The sequence below is a fragment of the Glycomyces tarimensis genome, from assembly GCF_054776215.1.
Map to the genome: position 1 here is coordinate 14,348 of NZ_BAAHCB010000024.1, position 18,710 is coordinate 33,057.

Below are 18,710 nucleotides of genomic sequence, written 5' to 3' on the forward strand. Positions count from 1 at the left end.
AACCGAGCCGTTCCTGAAGGAGTGCCATGATCACCGCCACCGGTCTCGAGCTGCGCGCCGGATCGCGCATCCTCCTGTCCGGGGCCGATCTGCGCGTGCAGCCGGGCGACCGGATCGGCCTCGTCGGCCGCAACGGCGCCGGCAAGACCACGACCATGAACGTCCTCGCCGGGCTCGCCCAGCCCTACGACGGCAGGATCGAGAACAACGGCCCCTTCGGCTACCTGCCGCAGGACCCCCGCTTCGCCGACCTCACGCAGACCGCCTCCAACCGCGTCCTGTCCGCCCGCGGGCTCGACCAGCTCCTCGCCGACCTCCAGAAGACCGAGGTCGAACTCGCCGAGGCCGTCGACGACACCCAGCGCGACAAGCTCGTTCGCCGCTATTCGCGCCTCGAAGAGCAGTTCTCCTCCCGCGGCGGCTACGCCGCCGAGGCCGACGCCGCGCGCATCTGCTCGAACCTCGGCCTCGAAGACCGCATCCTCGCCCAGCCGCTCGCCACCCTCTCGGGCGGCCAACGGCGCCGCGTCGAACTCGCACGCATCCTCTTCGCCGACGACGGCGACGGCATCCTGCTGCTCGACGAGCCCACCAACCACCTCGACGCCGACTCCGTCAACTGGCTGCGCGGCTTCCTCGCCGGCCACAAGGGCGGCCTCGTGCTCATCACCCACGACGTCGAACTGCTCGACGAGGTCGTCAACAAGGTGTGGTTCCTCGACCCGACCCGCTCGGTCATCGACATCTACAACCTCGGCTGGACGGCCTACCAGCGCCAGCGGGCCGAGGACGCCGAACGGCGCCGCCGCGAGCGGGCCAACGCCGAGAAGAAGGCGAGCACCCTCACCAGGCAGGCCCAGAAACTCGGTGCGAAGGCCACCAAGGCCAAGGCCGCCAAGAACATGCTGCGCCGCGCCGAGGCCATGATCGACGACCTCGAAGAGGACCTGCTGGCCGAGAAGGTCGCCGACGTGCGCCTGCCGCAGCCCGCCTCGTGCGGCAAGGTCCCCCTCACCGCCACCGGCCTGTCCAAGCACTACGGCTCGCTGGAGATCTTCTCCGGCGTCGACCTCGCCATCGACCGCGGCTCCCGCGTGGTCATCCTCGGCCTCAACGGCGCCGGCAAGACCACGCTCCTGCGCATCCTCGCCGGATCGCTCGAACCCGACACCGGCGAGGTGGAGCCCGGCCACGGGCTGCGCATCGGCTACTTCGCGCAGGAGCACGACACCCTCGACCACACCGGCACCGTCCTGGAGCAGATGCAGTCGGCCGCGTCCGACTCCGGAGCGGACCTGCCCGACAGCGAGCTGCGCAAGATCCTCGGCGCGTTCCTGTTCCCCGGCGACGACGTCCACAAGCCCGTGCACGTCCTCTCCGGCGGCGAGAAGACCCGCCTGGCGCTGGCCAGCCTGGTCAGTTCGGGCGCGAACGTGCTGCTGCTGGACGAGCCCACGAACAACCTCGACCCGGCGAGCCGCCAGCAGGTGCTCGACGCCGTCGACGGCTTCACCGGGGCGATCGTCATGGTCACGCACGACCCGGGCGCGGTCGAGGCGCTCCGTCCCGAGCGGGCGATCCTCCTGCCCGACGGCGACGAAGACCTCTGGTCGGACGACCTGATGGAACTCGTCGAGCTGGCTTAGCCGGAGTACATCAGCACGATCGCGGCGCAGGCGCCCGCGGCGGCCGCGGCCAGCGGCGCCCTGACCGACCGGCCCCGCCCGCCGTAAGCGGTCGCCGCCACGACCAGCCACGGGCACAGCGCCACCCAGCCGTATTCGGGCCGCTCGGGGTTCGCGCCGCTCAGCGGCGCGAGCACGAGCGCCAGGAGCGGCCCGATCATCAGCGGCCAGGCCGAGCCCCTGCCGAAGCGGCGCACGCTCTCCACGATCGCGGGGCCGCAGGCGGCGAGCACCAGACCCGGCATGAGCAGCAGCCACCACAGCTGGCCCGGGTGCGCCGCGATCTCGCCGATCGAGGCTTTGTAGGTGTCGGCCAAACCCGCGGGCCACGAGTTCCCGAACGTCGCGGCGAGCGCGAGCACGCTCAGCGCCGCGCCCGCCGTGGCGATGATGTGCCACGGGCGCCGACGCACGAAGTACAGGCACAGCAGCGAGACGGCGAACCAGGCCGCGCCGTAGGACAACAGCGCCGCGACTCCGAGCAGGACGCCGGCGGCCGCCGCGCCCCAGAACGCGTCGAAGCCCTTGACATGCCGCTCCGAGGCCACCGCTCCGGCGGCGAGGACCGCCGAGCACGCGGCGGCGGCGACGCCGTCCATCCCGAGCGTCGTCCAGGCCGCCCACGGGCCGAGGATGAGCACCGGCGCGATCGCGCGGGCCGCCACCGGCCCGCACACCGAGCGGACCGTCACGAGCGTCAGCGGCACCGCCAGGCACGACAGCGCCGTGACGGTGATGGCCAGGCCCGCCTGCGAACCGGTGTGGGCGACCAGCTGCTCGATGGCGAGCGCCGATCCGGGCGTGTCGGTCGGGGTCGTCGTGGGAACGACATTGGTGTGCAGCGCGCCCGACCACGTCAGCGACGCCAGGTAGGAGAGCACCAGCAGGGACTGCCACGACATCCTGGCCGCCGCGGGCCTGCTCGCCGCCCACAGGACGGCCGCGGCCGTCAGTGGCGCGACCACCATGCCGGCGGTGACGTGGAGCGACAGATTCTGCGCCGGCCACCACGGCAGCGTGGACGGCCCCACCACTTCGGAGGTGGACGCCGCGACGGAGGCGAGCGTCAGCGTCACGACCAGCAGGGACATCCAGATGACGATGTCGCGCAGCTGGTGGTGGCGCACCCGCTCGTGGGCAAGGGTGTCCACCGAGCCGGTGAACGGGGTCTGCGGTGCGGTCACGTCACGAAACTATCGGGTATCCGACAGAAGCGTCCGCCGGGCGCCGGAACTCCGGCAAACTTCACAAGACACGTTCATCACCGTCCGTACTCAGGGAAGGACAAATGGACCCCGACGCACATGCACCCCGCAGCGACCGCGCCTCCGACACCGACTCAGGTTCTTCGAGAACCGATCCGAACCGGCAGGTCCGCGGCGACGAACGCCGCGAGCTGACCGAGTACGTCACCGATGCGTACCTGAAAGGCCGGAGCATCCGGGACATCGCCTCAACCATAGGACGCTCCTACGGCTTCGTGCACCGGCTTCTCAGCGAGGGCGGCGTCAAGCTGCGCACCCGCGGCGGCGCCCGCAAGGGCTCCAAGCGCTGAAGCGCCGGCTCGCACCGATCCCGCGCCCCACGCGGGAACCGTGCCGTCCGCGGCCGGACGCCGACCCGCGTCACTCGCGCCTACGCCGAAATAAACGCCCGTGCGCCCCGCGTTGATAATCAGCGTCACGATCACGCGAAGCACGATGTAGCCCAAGCCCACGTAGACGACCGACTCTTGGGCTCCTGACGGGAGGCCCAGTGGCATCTATGGGAGCCGCCGGATGGGACGCCATGCGCTCCCTCCGGCGAGGCGACGACCTCAAGGGCGTCAAGCTCAGCCGCGGCGTGAAGCGCCGCATCCTCCGATTCGCCCGCCCCTACGCCCGCGACATCGTCGTCTTCCTGGTCCTCGTCACCGTCTCCGCCGGCATCGGCGTCGCCACGCCGGTCCTGGCCGGCGACATCGTCAACGAACTCACCGGCCCGGGCGGCACCCAACGCGGCGTGCTCATCCTGGCCGGCATCATCGCCGGGCTGGCCGTCTTCGAGGCCCTCGTCTCGCTGGTGATGCGCTGGTACGGCGCGAAGCTCGGCGAAGGCATCATCTTCGACCTGCGCCGGGCCGTGTTCGACCACGTGCAGGCCATGCCGGTCGCGTTCTTCACCCGCTCGCAGACCGGCGCGCTCGTCTCCCGGCTCAACAACGACGTCATGGGCGCACAGCGGGCCTTCACCTCCACCCTCTCAGGGCTCGTCTCCAACGGCATCGCCGTCGCGCTGACCTTGGGCGTCATGTTCTTCCAGTCCTGGCAGATCACTATGCTGTCGCTGGTGCTCGTGCCGGTGTTCATCATCCCGGCCAAATGGGTCGGCAGGAGGCTCGCCGCGCTCACCAAGGAGAGCTACGACCTCAACGCCGCCATGAACACCCAGATGACCGAGCGGTTCAACGTGGGCGGCGCGATGCTCGTCAAGCTCTTCGGACGCCCCGAGAGCGAGTCCGAGGCGTTCGGCGACAAGGCCGACCGCGTGCGGTCCATCGGCGTCACCACCGCCATGTACGCCCGCACGTTCATCGTCGCGCTCACCCTCGTCGCCGGTCTCTCCCAGGCGCTCGCCTACGGCATGGGCGGCATGCTCGTCTTCCAGGGCACGCTCACCGCCGGCACCGTCGTCACCCTCGCGCTGCTGCTCACGCGCCTCTACGGCCCGCTGACGGCCCTGTCGAACGTCCGCGTCGACGTGATGAGCGCGCTGGTGAGCTTCCAGCGCGTCTTCGAGGTCCTCGACCTCAGACCGCTCATCCGGGAGGCCGACGACGCGAGGGACCTGCCCGAAGGGGCCTCCTCGATCGCCTTCCGCGAGGTCGAATTCCGCTACCCGGGCGCCGAGGAGGTCTCCCTCGCCAGTCTGGAGGACCTGGCGCGGCCCGACCACAGCGACAACGGGCACACCGTCCTGCGCGACGTGAGCTTCACCGTCGAACCGGGCGAGCTGGTGGCGCTCGTCGGCCACTCGGGCGCCGGCAAGACCACCACTGCGAGCCTGGTGCCGCGCCTGTACGACGTCACCGGCGGCTCGGTCGAGGTCGCCGGGATCGACGTGCGCGCACTCAAGCTGTCGTCGCTGGAGGCCCACATCGGCATGGTCACCCAGGACGCGCACCTGTTCCACGACACGGTGCGCGAGAACCTGCGCTATGCCAGGCCCGACGCGAGGGACGAGGAGATCTGGGAGGCGCTCGACCGGGCCCAGATCGGCGACGTGGTGCGGCGTCTGGAGTCCGGGCTCGACACGGTCGTCGGCGAGCGCGGCTACCGCTTCTCCGGCGGCGAGAAGCAGCGCCTGGCGATCGCGCGGGTACTGCTCAAGGCCCCGCCGATCGTGATCCTCGACGAGGCCACCGCCCACCTGGACTCCGAGTCCGAGGCGGCCGTGCAGGACGCGCTCGACACGGCGCTGGAGGGTCGCACCTCGCTGGTGATCGCCCACCGGCTCTCGACGGTGCGCCGCGCCGACAAGATCCTCGTGATGGAGTCCGGGCGCCTGGCCGAGACCGGCAGCCACGAGGAGCTCGTGGCGCGCGGCGGGCTCTACGCCGAGCTCTACCGCACCCAGTTCGATCGGCGCGGCGAGACCGGTGCCCGAACCCGCGCCTGAGCATGTCGCCGTTCCTCAGCGACCACTCCAGTTTCAGTGAGTTGCCCCATAAACATCGGAAGCAAAAAAGCGTCGCCCCTGCTCACAGCGCCAGAGCCGGGAAAGTTCTCGTGATGTCCGGTCACACGGAGGCGAAAGTGCTGTAGGGTCCAATGGCCAGCTCGATCAGGCAACTGCCGAGTTGGTGAAGCGCCAGCAATGGCGGCACACTTCGGATCGGTTCGCCATCGGCTTCGACCAGGCCTTCAACCGCCTGTGAGAGTCGGCAGTCGATCTGACATCAACATCGCAAGGATAGTAAGTACATGGCGCAAGGCACCGTGAAGTGGTTCAACTCCGAAAAGGGCTTCGGCTTCATCGCTCCCGATGACAACGGCCCGGACGTGTTCGTCCACTTCTCCGCGATCAGCGGAAACGGCTACCGCTCCCTGGAAGAGAACCAGCGGGTGGAATTCGACGTCGAGCAGGGTCAGAAGGGTCCGCAGGCCGCTAACCTGCGCACCATCTAGCTCTCGCTCTGAGCACACGAAGCCGCTGCCCTTCAGCTTGAAGGACAGCGGCTTCTACTGTGCCCGACCGAAATCCTGTTGAGCGAAGTCGTACCGGCGACGACACTGAACACCATGCAGATAACCGAGTTCGACGCGTCCGCTCCCCAGTTGATCGCCGGCGCCTTCGACGTGCTCACCACCGCTCATGCCGCGGACACTCCGGAGAACCCGGCCCCTGTCCGCCGCTTCTTCGAGACCACGTTCACGCACATGTGGCCCGGCCGCGTCAGGCGCTGGTTCGCCGTCGAGCGAGACGGCCGGGTGGTCGGCCTCCTGGCGATCACCTTCTGGCTGGACTCGAATCCCCGCCTGGCCCACTTCCGTCTCCACGTCCATCCCGGGCACCGCAGGAGCGGCATCGGCTCGGCGTTGCTCGAGAAGGCCGTCGCGACCGCGCGCGAAGAGGGCCGCACCACGCTCAACACCGACACCCCCCTGTTCTGGGAGGGCGGCCCGGCCCGCGCCGAGGACGGCGTGAGGTTCCTCGAGAAGCGCGGGTTCTCGAGGGCGCTCACCGCCGTCAACCGCCGCATGGCGGTCGACGCGATCGAACCGCACCGGGAGCGGCGGATGTACGCCGAGGCCCTGGCCGGCGCCGGCGCCGCCTACGAACTGCGCCAATGGATCGGGCGCACCCCTGACGACCTCGTGGCCTCACTGGCCCGCATGGACTCGATGATCGTCAGCGAGATCCCGCTCGGTGATCTCGATGTGGAGCCCGAGGAGGTCGACGTCGAGAAGCTTCGCGCCGCCGAGGCCGTCAACGAGGCCGAGGGCCGCATCGCGGTCCACAGCGTCGCGGTGCACCAGGCCACCGGCGAGATCGTCGGCTGGAGCAATGTCTCCGTCGACGAGGGCCCGTACATCGCCGCGCACCAGGGCATCACGATCGTGGACTCCGCGCACCGCGGCCACCGCCTCGGCCTGCTGACCAAGCTCGCCAACCTGCGCCACCTGCGTGAGCACTTCCCGCACGTCAAGGAGATCTGGACCGACAACGCCGACGTCAACGCCCACATGATCGCCATCAACGAGTCGCTCGGCTACGAGACCGTCGACGCCTCGGCCGAATACCAGCGCAAGCTCGACGCCTGAGGAGCACCCATGGAGATCCGCCGCCTCGACCCGGGCGACACGCTCCAGGCCGAGCGCGCCTTCGCACTGCTGGAGCTCGTCCACGCCGCCGAGACGCCCGAGTCGCCGATGCCCCCGAAGCGCTATTTCGCCGGCGAGATGCGGCATCCGCCGCCGCATTCCCAGTTGCGCGGTTATCTCGCGGTCGACGCCGACGAGGTGCTCGGCTACCTGCGGCTCTACCTGCCGATGAAGTCCAACGCCCACTACGCCGAGGCCGAGATCACCGTCCACCCCGGCCACCGCCGCCGAGGCGTCGGCACTGCGCTGCTGGAGCACCTGCTGGAGACCGCCCGTGCCGAGGCGCGCACCGAACTGGTCGTCCTCGCCCGCGTGAGGTGGGAGGACGGGCCTGTTCGCCCGACGGCGGGCCCGGACTTCCTCGAGAAGCGGGGTTTCAAAGCCGCGCTCACCGAGGTGGACCGCCGGATGGAGGTGGCCGCGCTCGCCGAGCAGACCGAGCGTGGGCTCTGGTCGGAGGCCGTGGGCCGAGCCGGGGCCGACTACGAGCTGGTGTCCTGGGCCGGGCCCACCCCGGAGCGGTACCTGGAGTCCTTGGCCCGCCTCGAGACCATGATCTTCGATGAGATCCCGCTCGGCGATGTGGATCTGCGTACCCGCGAGATCGACGCCGATCACGCGCGCGCCCGCGACGCCCAGATCGAGGCTGTCGGACTGACCTGTTTCCGTGCGGCCGCCGTCCACAAGGCCAGCGGCGTCATGGCCGCCGAAACGGCGATCTTCGCCTTCAGCGACGATCCGGACGCGTTCCAGGGGATCACGATCGTCGACCCGGGCCACCGCGGCCACCGACTGGGGCTGTGGGTCAAGCTTGCGAACCTGCGGCGGCTGCGCGAGCGGTACCCGGGCGTCGAGCGCATCTGGACCGGCAACGCCGACGTGAACGCGCATATGGCGGCGATCAACGAGCGGCTCGGCTTCCACCCGGTCGACGCCCGCGTCTCGTACAAGCGCACGTTCGAACGCTGACGCCCCGGGGGCGATCGGGTAATTCGATTGCTCCCAGGGCCCTCGAATGGCGACACTGATCCCATGAAGATCATCGAACTCGACCCCGCGGACGGCGAACTCGTCGCGGGAGCCTTCGAGGTGCTGCGCTCCTCCCACCGCGTCGACACCCCTGCGAGTCCGCCGCCCCACGAGGGCGTGTTCGCCAGGAGTCTCAAGCACCCGATGCCGGACGAGGCCGAGGTCGCGTTCGTCGCCGTCGCCGGCGGTACCGTCGTCGGCTGGCTCATCGCCGGCTTCCCCACCCGCGATAACCTGCACTTCGCCGGGGCCGACCTGATCGTCCACCCCGACCACCGCCGCCAGGGCATCGGCACGGCGCTGCTGGAGAAGTTCATCGAGCTGTGCCGCGCCGACAAGCGCACGGATCTGACCATCGAGGGCCGCATGCCGTGGGAGGGCGGGCCGGTCCCCAACGACGCCGGACGCAGGTTCCTCGAGAAGCACGGGTTCAAGCTCGCGCTCACCTGCGTCAACCGCCGTGCGGCGGTCGACGCGATGAGTCCCGAGACCGAGCAGGCGCTCCTGGACAAGGCCGTCGCCGCGGCCGGCGAGGAGTACGAGATCGTCTCCTGGCTCGGGCGCACCCCGGCCGAACTGGTGGAGACGATGTGCCGGCTCGACTCGATGATCCTCTCGGAGGTCCCCCTGGGCGAGCTGGAGCTGGAGCCGGAGCAGATCGACGCGGAGCTCAAGGAGGCCAAGGCCGTCCGCAACGAGGCCGTCGGCATCGTCCCGGTCGCGACCGTCGCGCGCCACCGCGCCTCGGGCGAGGTCGTCGCCAACACCGTCATCGGAGTCTACGACGACCCGGCCTACCGGCACGGCTTCCAGTGGATCACCATTGTCGACCCGGGCCACCGCGGCCACCGTCTCGGCACGCTCGTCAAGATCGTGAACCTGCGGCTCCTGCGCGAGCAGTTCCCGCAGGTGCGGACCATCTGGACCGACAACGCCGACGTCAACTCGCACATGATCGACATCAACGCCAAGATGGGCTTCGAGACGGTCGACGCCACGGGCGAGTACCAACTCAAGCTCGGGGCCTGACCGAATCCCGACACGGCCGACAGAAGGTGTCCCTACACACAAGCCGACCATGAAGGTGGCATGCCGCTTTCGTGGTCGGCTATTGTCTAAAGGCGGCCCGTACAGTGGCCCGATCAGGCGCGTCCCGCCCCCATCACCGTCGGTTTATGGTGAATCAGAGTATCCGCGGAACGTGCATTACACATGTTCTCGCGGAAGGCGAACCATGACCATTGACCCCACCCGGTCGGATGCTGCCATCGAACAGGCGGACATCGCAAACGAAACTCCCCGAACTCCCGAAACCGCCGTCGAAGCGGCCCCGGTCGTCGAGACCGAGGAGACCGTCGTCGAGGCCGGCGCCGTGACCGCCGAGTCCGAGGCCGTCAAGGCGCCCGAGGCCGAGCAGTTCACCGTCGACACCGACGAACTCAAGCCGGGCGAGGCCCAGACCACCTTCGAAGACCTCGGGCTCCCCGAGAAGATCACCGCGGCCCTGGCCGAGCGGGGCCTCAACGTGCCCTTCCCGATCCAGGCCGCCACGATCCCCGACGCGCTCGCCGGCGAGGACATCCTCGGCCGCGCCCAGACCGGCTCGGGCAAGACCCTGGCCTTCGGCCTGCCCGCGCTCTCCCGCCTCGCGGCGGGCGGACGCACCAAGCCGAAGCACCCGAGGGCCATCATCCTCACTCCTACGCGTGAACTCGCGATCCAGGTCGCCGACTCGCTCCAGACCTTCGGCGACGCCGTCGGCATCGATATGAAGGTCGTCTGCGGCGGCACCGCGTTCTCCCGCCAGATCGACGCGCTCCGCGGCGGGGTCGACATGCTCGTCGCCACCCCGGGTCGCCTGCGCGACCTGATCCGGCGCGGCGAGTGCTCGCTCGACTCGGTCGAACTGGCCGTCCTCGACGAGGCCGACCAGATGGCCGACATGGGCTTCCTGCCCGAGGTCCAGGAGCTGTTCGACCAGCTGCCCCCGGGCGGCCAGCGGATGCTCTTCTCGGCCACGCTGGAAGCAGAGGTCGACGTCCTGGTCCGGAAGTACCTGTCCGACCCCGTCGTGCACTCGGTGGACGCTTCGGCCGGCTCGGTCACGACCATGACCCACCACCTGCTGCTCATCGGCCCGCGCGACAAGGCCACCATGACGGCCGCCGTCGCCGGACGGCCCGGACTGACGATGGTCTTCGTTCGCACCCAGCTCGCCGTCGACCGTATCGCCGACGAACTGCGCGAAGCCGGCGTCAACGCCGAGGGCCTGCACGGCGGCATGTCGCAGCAGGACCGCTCCAAGGTCCTCGACCGGTTCAAGAACGGCCGGCTCGACGCCCTGGTCTGCACCGACGTCGCCGCGCGCGGCATCCACGTCGACGGTGTCGACATGGTCCTGCACGTCGACCCGCCGAAGACCCACAAGGACTACCTGCACCGCGCCGGGCGCACCGCCCGCGCCGGCCAGTCCGGCGCCGTCGCCACGCTGGTCCTGCCCCACCAGAACCGCAGCATGTTCAGCCTCATCGAGCGCGCCGGCATCGAAGCCAAGCGCCACTTCGTGAACGACAACTTCGACCCGGATCTCGCCGAGCTGCTCGGGGCGAGGAACTTCACCGACCTGCGGGCCGCTCGCGCCGAGCACCAGGCCACGCAGAACGAGGCCGAGGTCAAGCGCATGGAGCGCCACATCGAGCGCCTCCGCGAGGACGTCGAAGGCCTGCGGGCCGAAGCCGTCCGCCTGCGCGAGCAGGCCGAGCGCGAACTCATCAACCCGCCCAAGCGCGGCTCCCGCGAAGGCGGCCAGCGCCGCGATCGCGATGACCGAGGCTACAAGGGCAACCGTGAGGGCGGCGGGCGCGGCGGCTACCGCGGCAACCGCGAGGGCGGCGGCGACCGCCGGGGCGGCGGCGGTGGCTACAAGGGCAACCGTGAGGGCGGCGACCGTGGCGGTTACCGTGGGAACCGCGAGGGCGGCGACCGTGGCGGCTACCAGGGCAACCGCGAGGGCGGTTACCGAGGCAACCGCGAAGGCGGTGACCGTGGCGGCTACCGAGGCAACCGCGAAGGCGGCGACCGCCCGGGCTTCCAGGGCAACCGTGAAGGCGCCGGCCGCGGCTTCCAGGGCAACCGGGACCGTCGCGACCGCTGGTAGCGCCGAAGACCGAGACACCGGGCGGCCCCCGGGGGGCATCGCTTCCCGGGGGCCGCCCGTTTCGCTTGGGGCCGACGCTGAACGATGCCCGGATCGTCTCGACCGAGTAGGCTGTGGGCACCCCGCACGCCCACTTCTGGAAGCTGAGAATGGACACCGCCCAGCGAACCGCCGCGGCCCTCGGCATCGACTTCGGCACCCACAACACGGTCGCGACCGTCCTGCGCCCCGACGGCAGGCGGCATCAGCTCCTCTTCGAGGGCAATCCTCTCCTGCCCTCAGGAATATATATCGACTACGATGCATCCCTCCTTGTCGGACGCGACGCGGCACGCGAAGGCCGCCGCCGCCCCGAGCGTTACGAGCGCAACCCGAAACTGCGGATCGACGCGCCGTCGATCCTCCTCGGCGACAGGGAACTGGCGACGCGCGACGCGGTCGCGGCGGTGATCGGGCGGGCGCTGAGCGAATGCGGACGCGTCGCCGGACCGCCCCGGGCGGTCATCGATTCCGGAGACCTGAACTCCACCGGCGATCTGGCCCCGTGCTGAGCCGCTAGTGGCGGCGCACGGCCTCCTCGACGAGCTGCAGTATCCGCGTGATGTCGAGATCCTCGCGGCCGGTCGCCAGGTAGCGCACCAGGCCGTCGTAGACCAACTGCAGGAACCCCGCCAAGACCTCGATGTCGATGTCGGTGCGCAGGACTCCGATGTCGCGCTGGTGCTCCAGGCGCTCGCGGCTCGCCTCGGCGATCGCCTCGCGGCGCCGCCCCCACGCCTCGGCGAACTCCGGGTCGGTGCGCAGGCGCCGGGCCACCTCCAGTTGCGTGCCGAGCCAGCCCACGGTCTCGGGCTTGTCGGCGGCGGCCGTCAGGTCCTGCATGACGCCCACCAGACCGCGCTCGGCCACCGTCGCGACCATCTCGGCCGCGTCCACCGAGGCCACGGCCAAGAACAGCGCGTCCTTGTCGCGGAAGTGATGGAAGATCGCCCCGCGCGAGAGTTCCGTGGCCTCTTCCAAGCGCCGCACCGTCGCTCCCTCGTACCCGAACCGGGCGAAGCAGGAGCGGGCGCCGTCCAGAATCTGCTGACGGCGCGAATCGAGGTGTTCTTGGCTGACGCGAGGCACGCGGCAATCTTGCCATCCGCCTGTGGCGGCGGACCACCGTGTCGCCTACCGTTGTGCCGATGAAGTTGAGCGATTTCTGGGAACGCATGGACGAGACCTTCGGGGCCGGCTACGCCCGCAGCGTCGCCTCGGACCACTCCATCGGCCTGCTCGGCGACCGCACCATCGACCAGGCGCTCGCCGAAGGCGAGAACGCGAAGGCCGTGTGGATCGCGGTCTGCCGGACCTGGCCCGACCGCGTCCCCGCCCGACTCGTGCGCTGACCTCGATCTCCGATATCTGTGCGTTCGGCCCTGTTCGAAGAAGCCGTTGCCCTAGGTTGTCGGTCGGGGGGACTACCGTGTTCGACATGGCGAAGCAAACAGGATCCAGAGGGGGCGGCATGGCGAACCCGCAGGACAAGAACAAGGCGCTCGATCTCGCGCTGGCCCAGATCGACAAGCAGTTCGGCAAGGGCTCGGTCATGCGACTGGGCGAGAAGCCCAAACAGAACATCAAGACCATTCCGACCGGTTCGATCGCCCTTGACGCCGCGCTCGGTGTCGGCGGCCTGCCGCAAGGCCGGATCGTGGAGGTGTACGGCCCCGAGAGCAGCGGTAAGACCACTATTGCCCTGCACGCCATGGCGAACGTCCAAGCCGAGGGCGGCATCGCGGCGATGATCGACGCCGAGCACGCGCTCGACCCGGTCTACGCCGAGGCGCTCGGCGTGAACGTCGACGACCTGCTCGTCAGCCAGCCCGACACCGGCGAGCAGGCCTTGGAAATCGCGGACATGCTGGTGCGCTCCGGCGCGGTCGACCTCATCGTCATCGACTCCGTCGCGGCGCTCGTGCCCCGCGCCGAGATCGAGGGCGAGATGGGCGACTCCCACGTCGGCCTCCAGGCCCGGCTCATGAGCCAGGCGCTCCGCAAGATCACCGGCGGCCTGAACAACACCGGCACCACCATGATCTTCATCAACCAGTTGCGGGAGAAGGTCGGCGTCATGTTCGGATCGCCCGAGACGACCTCGGGCGGTAAGGCACTGAAGTTCTATGCCTCCGTGCGGCTCGACATCCGCCGGATCGAGACGCTGAAGGACGGCGGCGAGGCCGTCGGCAACCGCACCCGCGTGAAAGTCGTGAAGAACAAGGTCGGCTCGCCGTTCCGGCAGGCCGAGTTCGACATCCTCTACGGGCACGGCATCTCCAAGGAGGGTTCGCTCATCGACATGGGCGTCGAGCACGGGATCGTCAAGAAGTCCGGCGCCTGGTACACCTACGAGGGCGATCAGCTCGGCCAGGGCAAGGAGAAGGTCCGGCTCAACCTCAAGGAGAACCCCGACCTCGCGCTCGAGATCGAGAAGAAGATCAAGGAAAAGCTCGGGGTCGGCGCCGATGCCACCGCCGCCGCGCCCGCTGATGAGGCCGAGAGTGAAGAAGCCGCAGTCGACTTCTAAACCCGACGATCCGGAGGCCGCCCGGCAGTACTGCCTCAGACTGCTGTCGGGGCGGCCCCGAACGCACTCGGAGCTCGGCGGCGCCATGCGCCGCAAAGGGTTCACCGAGGCGGTCGTGACCGACATCCTCGACCGCTACTCGGAGGTCGGTCTCATCGACGACGCCGTGTTCGCGCGCGCGTGGGTCGATTCGCGGCACCGCGGCCGGGGGCTGTCGAAGCGGGCGCTGGCGGGGGAACTGCGCCGCAAGGGAGTGGAGCCGGAGCTCGTCGACGCCGCCGTGGAGTCGGTGAGCGACGAGGATGAGCGATCGGCGGCGCTGGAACTCGCGAGGCGGCGCTACCGGAGCCTCGCCGGGCAGGAGCCGGAGGCGGTCCTCCGCAAGCTGGTGGGGATGCTCGCCAGAAAGGGCTACGGGGCCGGCGTCGCGATCCCGGTCGTGAAGCAGGTCCTCGCCGAAGCCGACGAAGAGGCGGCCGCCCTGCTCGACGAAGAGGCCACCTACGAATGAACGCCGCCCGCGCCGACGCGCGGGCGGTCGCGCCTCCCTCCCGAAGACGAGCTCCCGGCTCGATCCGACTCGGTGCCCTCCCGGCCCCGGTTTCCGCCGCGGTGTTCACGGCCTCCTTGCTGGGTGGGAACCGTGTTCCACCATCCGGACGGTCGCCGGTCGGTGAGGAGCCGTTAACGGGATCGACATACGATGGGCCCCGACGACGCAGCGCCGCGCCCGGTCCTCCGTCTATTCCTTACCTTTGCGAGGTACCCATGACCGAACCGAAGCCCGTCGTGGTGGTAGCAGATCCACTCGCGCCCGCAGCGATCGAAGTGCTCTCCGGAGACTTCAACGTCCGGGAGATCGACGGAACGGACGTCAGTTCCCTCCACACCGCGCTCGTCGATGCCGAAGCCGTCATCGTTCGCTCCGCGACCACGATCGACGCCGCCGCGCTCGAATCCGCTCCCAAGCTCAAGGTCGTCGCCCGCGCCGGCGTCGGGCTCGACAACGTCGACCTGCCCGCCGCCACCGAACGCGGCGTCATGGTCGTCAACGCGCCGACCTCCAACATCGTGTCCGCCGCCGAGCAGGCCGTCACGCTGCTGCTCGCCAGCGCGAGGCACACCGCCCGCGCCGACGCCTCGCTCCGCGAGGGCCGCTGGGACCGCAAGAAGTTCACCGGCGTCGAGATCCAGGGCAAGACCCTCGGCGTCATCGGCTTCGGCAAGATCGGCCAACTGGTCACCACGCGGATGCAGGCGTTCGACATGGACGTCGTCGCCTACGATCCGTACGCGCAGCCCTCGCAGGCCGCCAAGCTCGGCGTCCGGCTGGTCGGACTCGACGAGCTGCTCGCCGCCGCCGACTTCATCACGATCCATCTGCCGAAGACCCCCGAGACCGTGGGTCTCCTCGGCGAGGACGCGTTCAACAAGGTCAAGCCCGGCGTGCGGATCATCAACGCCGCCCGCGGCGGCCTGGTCGACGAGGCCGCGCTCGTCGCGGCCCTCAAGGACGGCCGCGTCGCCGGCGCAGGCATCGACGTGTTCGACACCGAGCCGTGCACCGATTCGCCGCTGTTCGCGCTCGACAACGTCGTCGCCACCCCGCACCTGGGTGCCTCCACCCGCGAGGCCCAGGACAACGCCGGGCTGGCCGTGGCCAAGAGCGTCAAACTCGCGCTGTCGGGGGAGTTCGTCCCGGACGCCGCGAACGTCCAGGCCGGCGGCGTCGTCGCCGAGGACGTCCGCCCGCTCCTGCCGTTGGCCGAGCGCCTCGGCAAGACCTTCACCGCGCTGGCCGAAAGCGCCGTCCAGTCCGTGACCGTCGAGGTCCGCGGCGATGTCGTGAACCACGACGTCACGGTGCTCCAGTTGGCGGCCTCCAAGGGCCTGTTCGCGGACGTGGCCGACTCGGTCACCTACGTCAACGCGCCCTTGGTCGCCGAGCAGCGCGGCGTCGAGATCGGCCTGTACACCTCGCTGGAGTCGCTGGAGTTCCAGACTCTGGTGACCTTGCGCGGCGCTCTGGTCGACGGCACCACGCTCACGGTGTCGGGCACGATCAGCCCGGCGCCGCAGGAGGCCCGCAAGCTCACGCAGGTCGACGGCTTCGAGATCGACATCGACGCCGAGGGATCGCTGCTGTTCCTGCGCTACACCGACCGTCCGGGAGTGGTCGGCCTCATCGGCGGCGCACTGGGCGACCTGGGCATCAACATCGCCGCGATGCAGGTGGCCCGGAAGGCCGCGGGCGGTGACGCGTTCATGGTGATGGCCACCGACGCCCCCGTTCCCGCCGAGGTCCTCGGCCGGATCAAGGACACCGTCGGCGCCTCGACCGCGAACGCGGTGACGCTCGAGGACTGATTCCATCTGCTGAGAGCCGTACTTCGGAATGCGGGACGGATGCGTTATGGTGAACGCATTCGCCCGCATTCCGCGTTCCCGGCCCTCCCTGGGTCCCGCGCGGCCGGATGCGGCGCACCAGTTCGCCCGAGCGCACTGAGGATCGAAACCAGAGAGGCAGCATGAGCAGGATCGCGGTCATCCCCGGCGACGGGATCGGACAAGAGGTCATCGCCGAGGCCCGGAGGGTGCTCGACGTGGCCATTCCCGGTTACGAGGCCACCGAGTACGACCTGGGTGCGCGCCGCTACAACCGCACCGGCGAGGTCCTCCCCGAGACCGTGCTCTCCGAACTGGACGAGCACGACGCGATCCTTCTGGGCGCCATCGGTGATCCGTCGGTCCCGCCGGGCGTGCTCGAGCGCGGTCTGCTGCTCAAGCTCCGCTTCGAGTTCGACCAGTACGTGAACCTGCGGCCCAGCCGCCTGTACCCCGGCGCCCCGACGCCGCTGGCCGACGTCAAGCCGGGCGACATCGACTTCGTGGTCGTCCGCGAGGGCACCGAGGGCCTCTACACCGGCGCCGGCGGCAACCTCCACATCGGTTCCTCCGCCGAGATCGCCACCGAGGAGAGCCTGAACACCCGCTACGGTGTCGAGCGCGTCGTCCGCGACGCCTTCGAGCGCGCCAAGCGCCGCCGCGGCCATCTGACCCTGGTCCACAAGACCAATGTGCTCGTCCACGCCGGCGGGCTGTGGCAACGGGCCTTCAAGGACGTCGCCGAGGAGTACCCGGACATCACCACCGAGTACCAGCACGTCGACGCCGCCGCGATGTTCCTGGTGAACCGCCCGCACACGTTCGACGTCATCGTCACCGACAACCTATTCGGCGACATCCTCACCGACATCGCCGCCGCCGTCACCGGCGGCATCGGGCTGGCCGCCTCCGGTTGCGTCAACCCCGACCATACGCACCCGTCGACGTTCGAGCCCGTCCACGGCTCGGCCCCCGACATCGCCGGGCAGGGCGTCGCCGACCCGATCGCCGCGATCGCCTCCACCGCGCTGCTGCTCGATCACATGGGTCGCGCCGACGCGGCCGAGGCCGTGACCGCCGCCGTCGAGCGAGAGCTCGCTGGGCGCGACTCCGGCACCAAGATCCGTACCGTCGAGGTAGGCGAGCGAGTAGCCGCCGACGTCGCCGGACAGCTGAGCTAGCGCAACACACCTGCTCTTTCGCGCCCGGCGAGTGACACTCGCCGGGCGCTTCCGTGTCGTCCGCCAACCGAGCACGACGCGCCTGACGACCTGAACGAGCGGTAAGTTAGGCAGAAGAACCAATACTCCAGGCATTGACCGAAGGAACGTTCCATGACCACCGATGGTCTTCCCGACCTGCGGCGCGAGCCGCACCCGAACCCGACTCCGGCCGCCGAGCGCGACCGCTTGATCGCCGATCCCGGATTCGGGTCCCTGTTCACCGACCACATGTTCACGATGTCGTACCACGCCGACAAGGGCTGGCACGACGCCCGAATCAAACCATTCGGTCCGATCACTATGTCTCCCTCCGCGGCCGTGCTGCACTACGCGCAGGAGATCTTCGAGGGACTCAAGGCCTACCGGTACCCCGATGGCGGCATCGGCCTGTTCCGGGCCGAGGCCAACGCCCGCCGCTTGAACCTGTCGGCCGACCGCATGGCGATGCCGCACCTGCCCGAGCAGTGGTTCATCGAGTCGATCCGCGAGCTCCTCGCCGTCGACGGCGACTGGGTGCCCGGCCAGGAGGAGGCGAGCCTGTACCTTCGGCCGTTCATGTTCGCCTCCGAGCAGTTCCTCGGTGTGCGTCCCGCGAAGGAATACCAGTACATGGTCATCGCGTCGCCGGCCGCCGCCTACTTCAAGAACGGGCCGCAGCCGCTGACGCTGTGGGTCTCCGAGGACTACAACCGCGCCGGGCCCGGCGGCACCGGCGCGGCCAAGTGCGGCGGCAACTACGCCGCGAGCCTGCTGCCCCAGTCCGAGGCCATCGAGCACGGCTGCGACCAGGTGGTGTTCCTGGACGCGGTCAACTACGAGTACGTCGACGAGCTCGGCGGCATGAACCTGTTCTTCGTGTACGAGAACGAGCGCGTCGTCTACACGCCGAAGCTCGGGACCATCCTCCCCGGCATCACCCGCGACGCGATCTTCACGCTCGCCTCCGAATCCGGATGGGAGGTCCGCGAGACCGCCTACTCGATCAAACGCTGGCAGAGCGACGCCGAGTCCGGCGCGCTCACCGAGGCGTTCGCCTGCGGCACCGCGGCCGTCATCACGCCGGTCGGCACGGTCAAGAGCCGCAACGGCGAGTTCACCGTCGCGGGCGGCGAGGCCGGCAAGTTCACCATGCAGCTTCGCCAGACCATCCTCGACATCCAGCACGGGCGCGCCGAGGACACTCACGGATGGACGACGCGGATCGCTTAGGGGACAGCATCCCCCAAACGCCGGGCAGCCCCTTGCTCCCTCCCCGTACCCTTGAATTGCACGCGCGGAAGGCATTCGGTCGCCGCCTCG

The 18,710-nt window shown here is 69.6% G+C and carries 17 protein-coding genes; 15 read left to right on the forward strand and 2 right to left on the reverse strand.

Annotation, left to right across the window (positions count from 1 at the left end; all coding sequences use genetic code 11):
• The first annotated feature begins 26 nt into the window (after nucleotides 1-26).
• Entirely contained in the window at nucleotides 27-1,646 is a 1,620-nt protein-coding gene (locus tag ACYVK3_RS19300) for an ABC-F family ATP-binding cassette domain-containing protein (protein WP_460498971.1), read from the forward strand.
• Here the strand turns inward: ACYVK3_RS19300 and ACYVK3_RS19305 are convergent.
• Nucleotides 1,643-2,869, reverse strand: coding sequence for a hypothetical protein (locus tag ACYVK3_RS19305; protein ID WP_460498972.1), 1,227 nt, complete (start codon nucleotides 2,867-2,869; stop codon nucleotides 1,643-1,645). The genes ACYVK3_RS19300 and ACYVK3_RS19305 overlap by 4 nt on opposite strands.
• Before the next feature lie 104 nt (nucleotides 2,870-2,973).
• On the opposite strand from ACYVK3_RS19305, the gene ACYVK3_RS19310 reads away from it, so the two are divergent.
• From ACYVK3_RS19310 to ACYVK3_RS19345, 8 genes are all read left to right on the forward strand, one after another.
• Nucleotides 2,974-3,240, forward strand: coding sequence for a helix-turn-helix domain-containing protein (locus ACYVK3_RS19310; RefSeq protein ID WP_460498973.1), 267 nt, complete (start codon nucleotides 2,974-2,976; stop codon nucleotides 3,238-3,240).
• Nucleotides 3,241-3,449: 209 nt separating this feature from the next.
• Nucleotides 3,450-5,342: an ABC transporter ATP-binding protein gene (locus ACYVK3_RS19315; protein WP_460499061.1), complete on the forward strand. Its 1,893-nt coding sequence runs from the start codon at nucleotides 3,450-3,452 to the stop codon at nucleotides 5,340-5,342.
• Between the two features lie 305 nt (nucleotides 5,343-5,647).
• Nucleotides 5,648-5,851: a cold-shock protein gene (locus tag ACYVK3_RS19320; protein WP_460498974.1), complete on the forward strand. Its 204-nt coding sequence runs from the start codon at nucleotides 5,648-5,650 to the stop codon at nucleotides 5,849-5,851.
• Nucleotides 5,852-5,965: 114 nt separating this feature from the next.
• Nucleotides 5,966-6,988 carry a GNAT family N-acetyltransferase gene (locus tag ACYVK3_RS19325; RefSeq protein ID WP_460498975.1) on the forward strand — a complete coding sequence of 341 codons (1,023 nt, stop codon included), beginning with the start codon at nucleotides 5,966-5,968 and terminating at the stop codon, nucleotides 6,986-6,988.
• Between the two features lie 9 nt (nucleotides 6,989-6,997).
• Nucleotides 6,998-8,017: a GNAT family N-acetyltransferase gene (locus tag ACYVK3_RS19330; protein WP_460498976.1), complete on the forward strand. Its 1,020-nt coding sequence runs from the start codon at nucleotides 6,998-7,000 to the stop codon at nucleotides 8,015-8,017.
• A 63-nt stretch (nucleotides 8,018-8,080) separates the two neighbouring features.
• Nucleotides 8,081-9,106: a GNAT family N-acetyltransferase gene (locus ACYVK3_RS19335; protein WP_460498977.1), complete on the forward strand. Its 1,026-nt coding sequence runs from the start codon at nucleotides 8,081-8,083 to the stop codon at nucleotides 9,104-9,106.
• Between the two features lie 205 nt (nucleotides 9,107-9,311).
• Nucleotides 9,312-11,234 (forward strand): DEAD/DEAH box helicase, encoded by a 1,923-nt coding sequence (locus ACYVK3_RS19340; RefSeq protein ID WP_460498978.1) that lies wholly within the window; start codon nucleotides 9,312-9,314, stop codon nucleotides 11,232-11,234.
• Between the two features lie 149 nt (nucleotides 11,235-11,383).
• Entirely contained in the window at nucleotides 11,384-11,785 is a 402-nt protein-coding gene (locus ACYVK3_RS19345; RefSeq protein ID WP_460498980.1) for a hypothetical protein, read from the forward strand.
• 4 nt (nucleotides 11,786-11,789) lie between these two features.
• Here the strand turns inward: ACYVK3_RS19345 and ACYVK3_RS19350 are convergent, their stop codons facing one another.
• Nucleotides 11,790-12,362 (reverse strand): TetR/AcrR family transcriptional regulator, encoded by a 573-nt coding sequence (locus ACYVK3_RS19350; RefSeq protein WP_460498981.1) that lies wholly within the window; start codon nucleotides 12,360-12,362, stop codon nucleotides 11,790-11,792.
• 59 nt (nucleotides 12,363-12,421) lie between these two features.
• On the opposite strand from ACYVK3_RS19350, the gene ACYVK3_RS19355 reads away from it, so the two are divergent.
• The 6 genes from ACYVK3_RS19355 to ACYVK3_RS19380 all read left to right on the forward strand — a co-directional run bounded on the left by ACYVK3_RS19355 (nucleotide 12,422) and on the right by ACYVK3_RS19380 (nucleotide 18,620).
• Nucleotides 12,422-12,625 carry a DUF3046 domain-containing protein gene (locus ACYVK3_RS19355; protein ID WP_460498982.1) on the forward strand — a complete coding sequence of 68 codons (204 nt, stop codon included), beginning with the start codon at nucleotides 12,422-12,424 and terminating at the stop codon, nucleotides 12,623-12,625.
• A 119-nt stretch (nucleotides 12,626-12,744) separates the two neighbouring features.
• Nucleotides 12,745-13,803 (forward strand): recombinase RecA, encoded by a 1,059-nt coding sequence (gene recA, locus ACYVK3_RS19360; RefSeq protein ID WP_460499062.1) that lies wholly within the window; start codon nucleotides 12,745-12,747, stop codon nucleotides 13,801-13,803.
• Complete coding sequence (locus ACYVK3_RS19365) at nucleotides 13,778-14,314, forward strand: regulatory protein RecX (RefSeq protein ID WP_460498983.1); 537 nt, start codon at nucleotides 13,778-13,780, stop codon at nucleotides 14,312-14,314. The genes recA and ACYVK3_RS19365 overlap by 26 nt, the downstream gene beginning before the upstream one ends.
• 257 nt (nucleotides 14,315-14,571) lie before the next feature.
• Nucleotides 14,572-16,170: a Rossmann-fold NAD(P)-binding domain-containing protein gene (gene serA / locus ACYVK3_RS19370; protein WP_460498984.1), complete on the forward strand. Its 1,599-nt coding sequence runs from the start codon at nucleotides 14,572-14,574 to the stop codon at nucleotides 16,168-16,170.
• A gap of 161 nt (nucleotides 16,171-16,331) precedes the next feature.
• Nucleotides 16,332-17,369 carry a 3-isopropylmalate dehydrogenase gene (locus tag ACYVK3_RS19375; RefSeq protein WP_460498985.1) on the forward strand — a complete coding sequence of 346 codons (1,038 nt, stop codon included), beginning with the start codon at nucleotides 16,332-16,334 and terminating at the stop codon, nucleotides 17,367-17,369.
• Nucleotides 17,370-17,522: 153 nt separating this feature from the next.
• Nucleotides 17,523-18,620, forward strand: coding sequence for a branched-chain amino acid transaminase (locus ACYVK3_RS19380; protein ID WP_460498986.1), 1,098 nt, complete (start codon nucleotides 17,523-17,525; stop codon nucleotides 18,618-18,620).
• Nucleotides 18,621-18,710 lie beyond the last annotated feature (90 nt).

Coding starts and splice junctions, on each gene's coding strand:
- ACYVK3_RS19300 (WP_460498971.1), top strand. CDS start 27: ATGATCACCGCCACCGGTCTCGAGCTGCGCGCCGGATCGCGCATCCTC.
- ACYVK3_RS19310 (WP_460498973.1), top strand. CDS start 2,974: ATGGACCCCGACGCACATGCACCCCGCAGCGACCGCGCCTCCGACACC.
- ACYVK3_RS19315 (WP_460499061.1), top strand. CDS start 3,450: ATGGGAGCCGCCGGATGGGACGCCATGCGCTCCCTCCGGCGAGGCGAC.
- ACYVK3_RS19320 (WP_460498974.1), top strand. CDS start 5,648: ATGGCGCAAGGCACCGTGAAGTGGTTCAACTCCGAAAAGGGCTTCGGC.
- ACYVK3_RS19325 (WP_460498975.1), top strand. CDS start 5,966: ATGCAGATAACCGAGTTCGACGCGTCCGCTCCCCAGTTGATCGCCGGC.
- ACYVK3_RS19330 (WP_460498976.1), top strand. CDS start 6,998: ATGGAGATCCGCCGCCTCGACCCGGGCGACACGCTCCAGGCCGAGCGC.
- ACYVK3_RS19335 (WP_460498977.1), top strand. CDS start 8,081: ATGAAGATCATCGAACTCGACCCCGCGGACGGCGAACTCGTCGCGGGA.
- ACYVK3_RS19340 (WP_460498978.1), top strand. CDS start 9,312: ATGACCATTGACCCCACCCGGTCGGATGCTGCCATCGAACAGGCGGAC.
- ACYVK3_RS19345 (WP_460498980.1), top strand. CDS start 11,384: ATGGACACCGCCCAGCGAACCGCCGCGGCCCTCGGCATCGACTTCGGC.
- ACYVK3_RS19355 (WP_460498982.1), top strand. CDS start 12,422: ATGAAGTTGAGCGATTTCTGGGAACGCATGGACGAGACCTTCGGGGCC.
- recA (WP_460499062.1), top strand. CDS start 12,745: ATGGCGAACCCGCAGGACAAGAACAAGGCGCTCGATCTCGCGCTGGCC.
- serA (WP_460498984.1), top strand. CDS start 14,572: ATGACCGAACCGAAGCCCGTCGTGGTGGTAGCAGATCCACTCGCGCCC.
- ACYVK3_RS19375 (WP_460498985.1), top strand. CDS start 16,332: ATGAGCAGGATCGCGGTCATCCCCGGCGACGGGATCGGACAAGAGGTC.
- ACYVK3_RS19380 (WP_460498986.1), top strand. CDS start 17,523: ATGACCACCGATGGTCTTCCCGACCTGCGGCGCGAGCCGCACCCGAAC.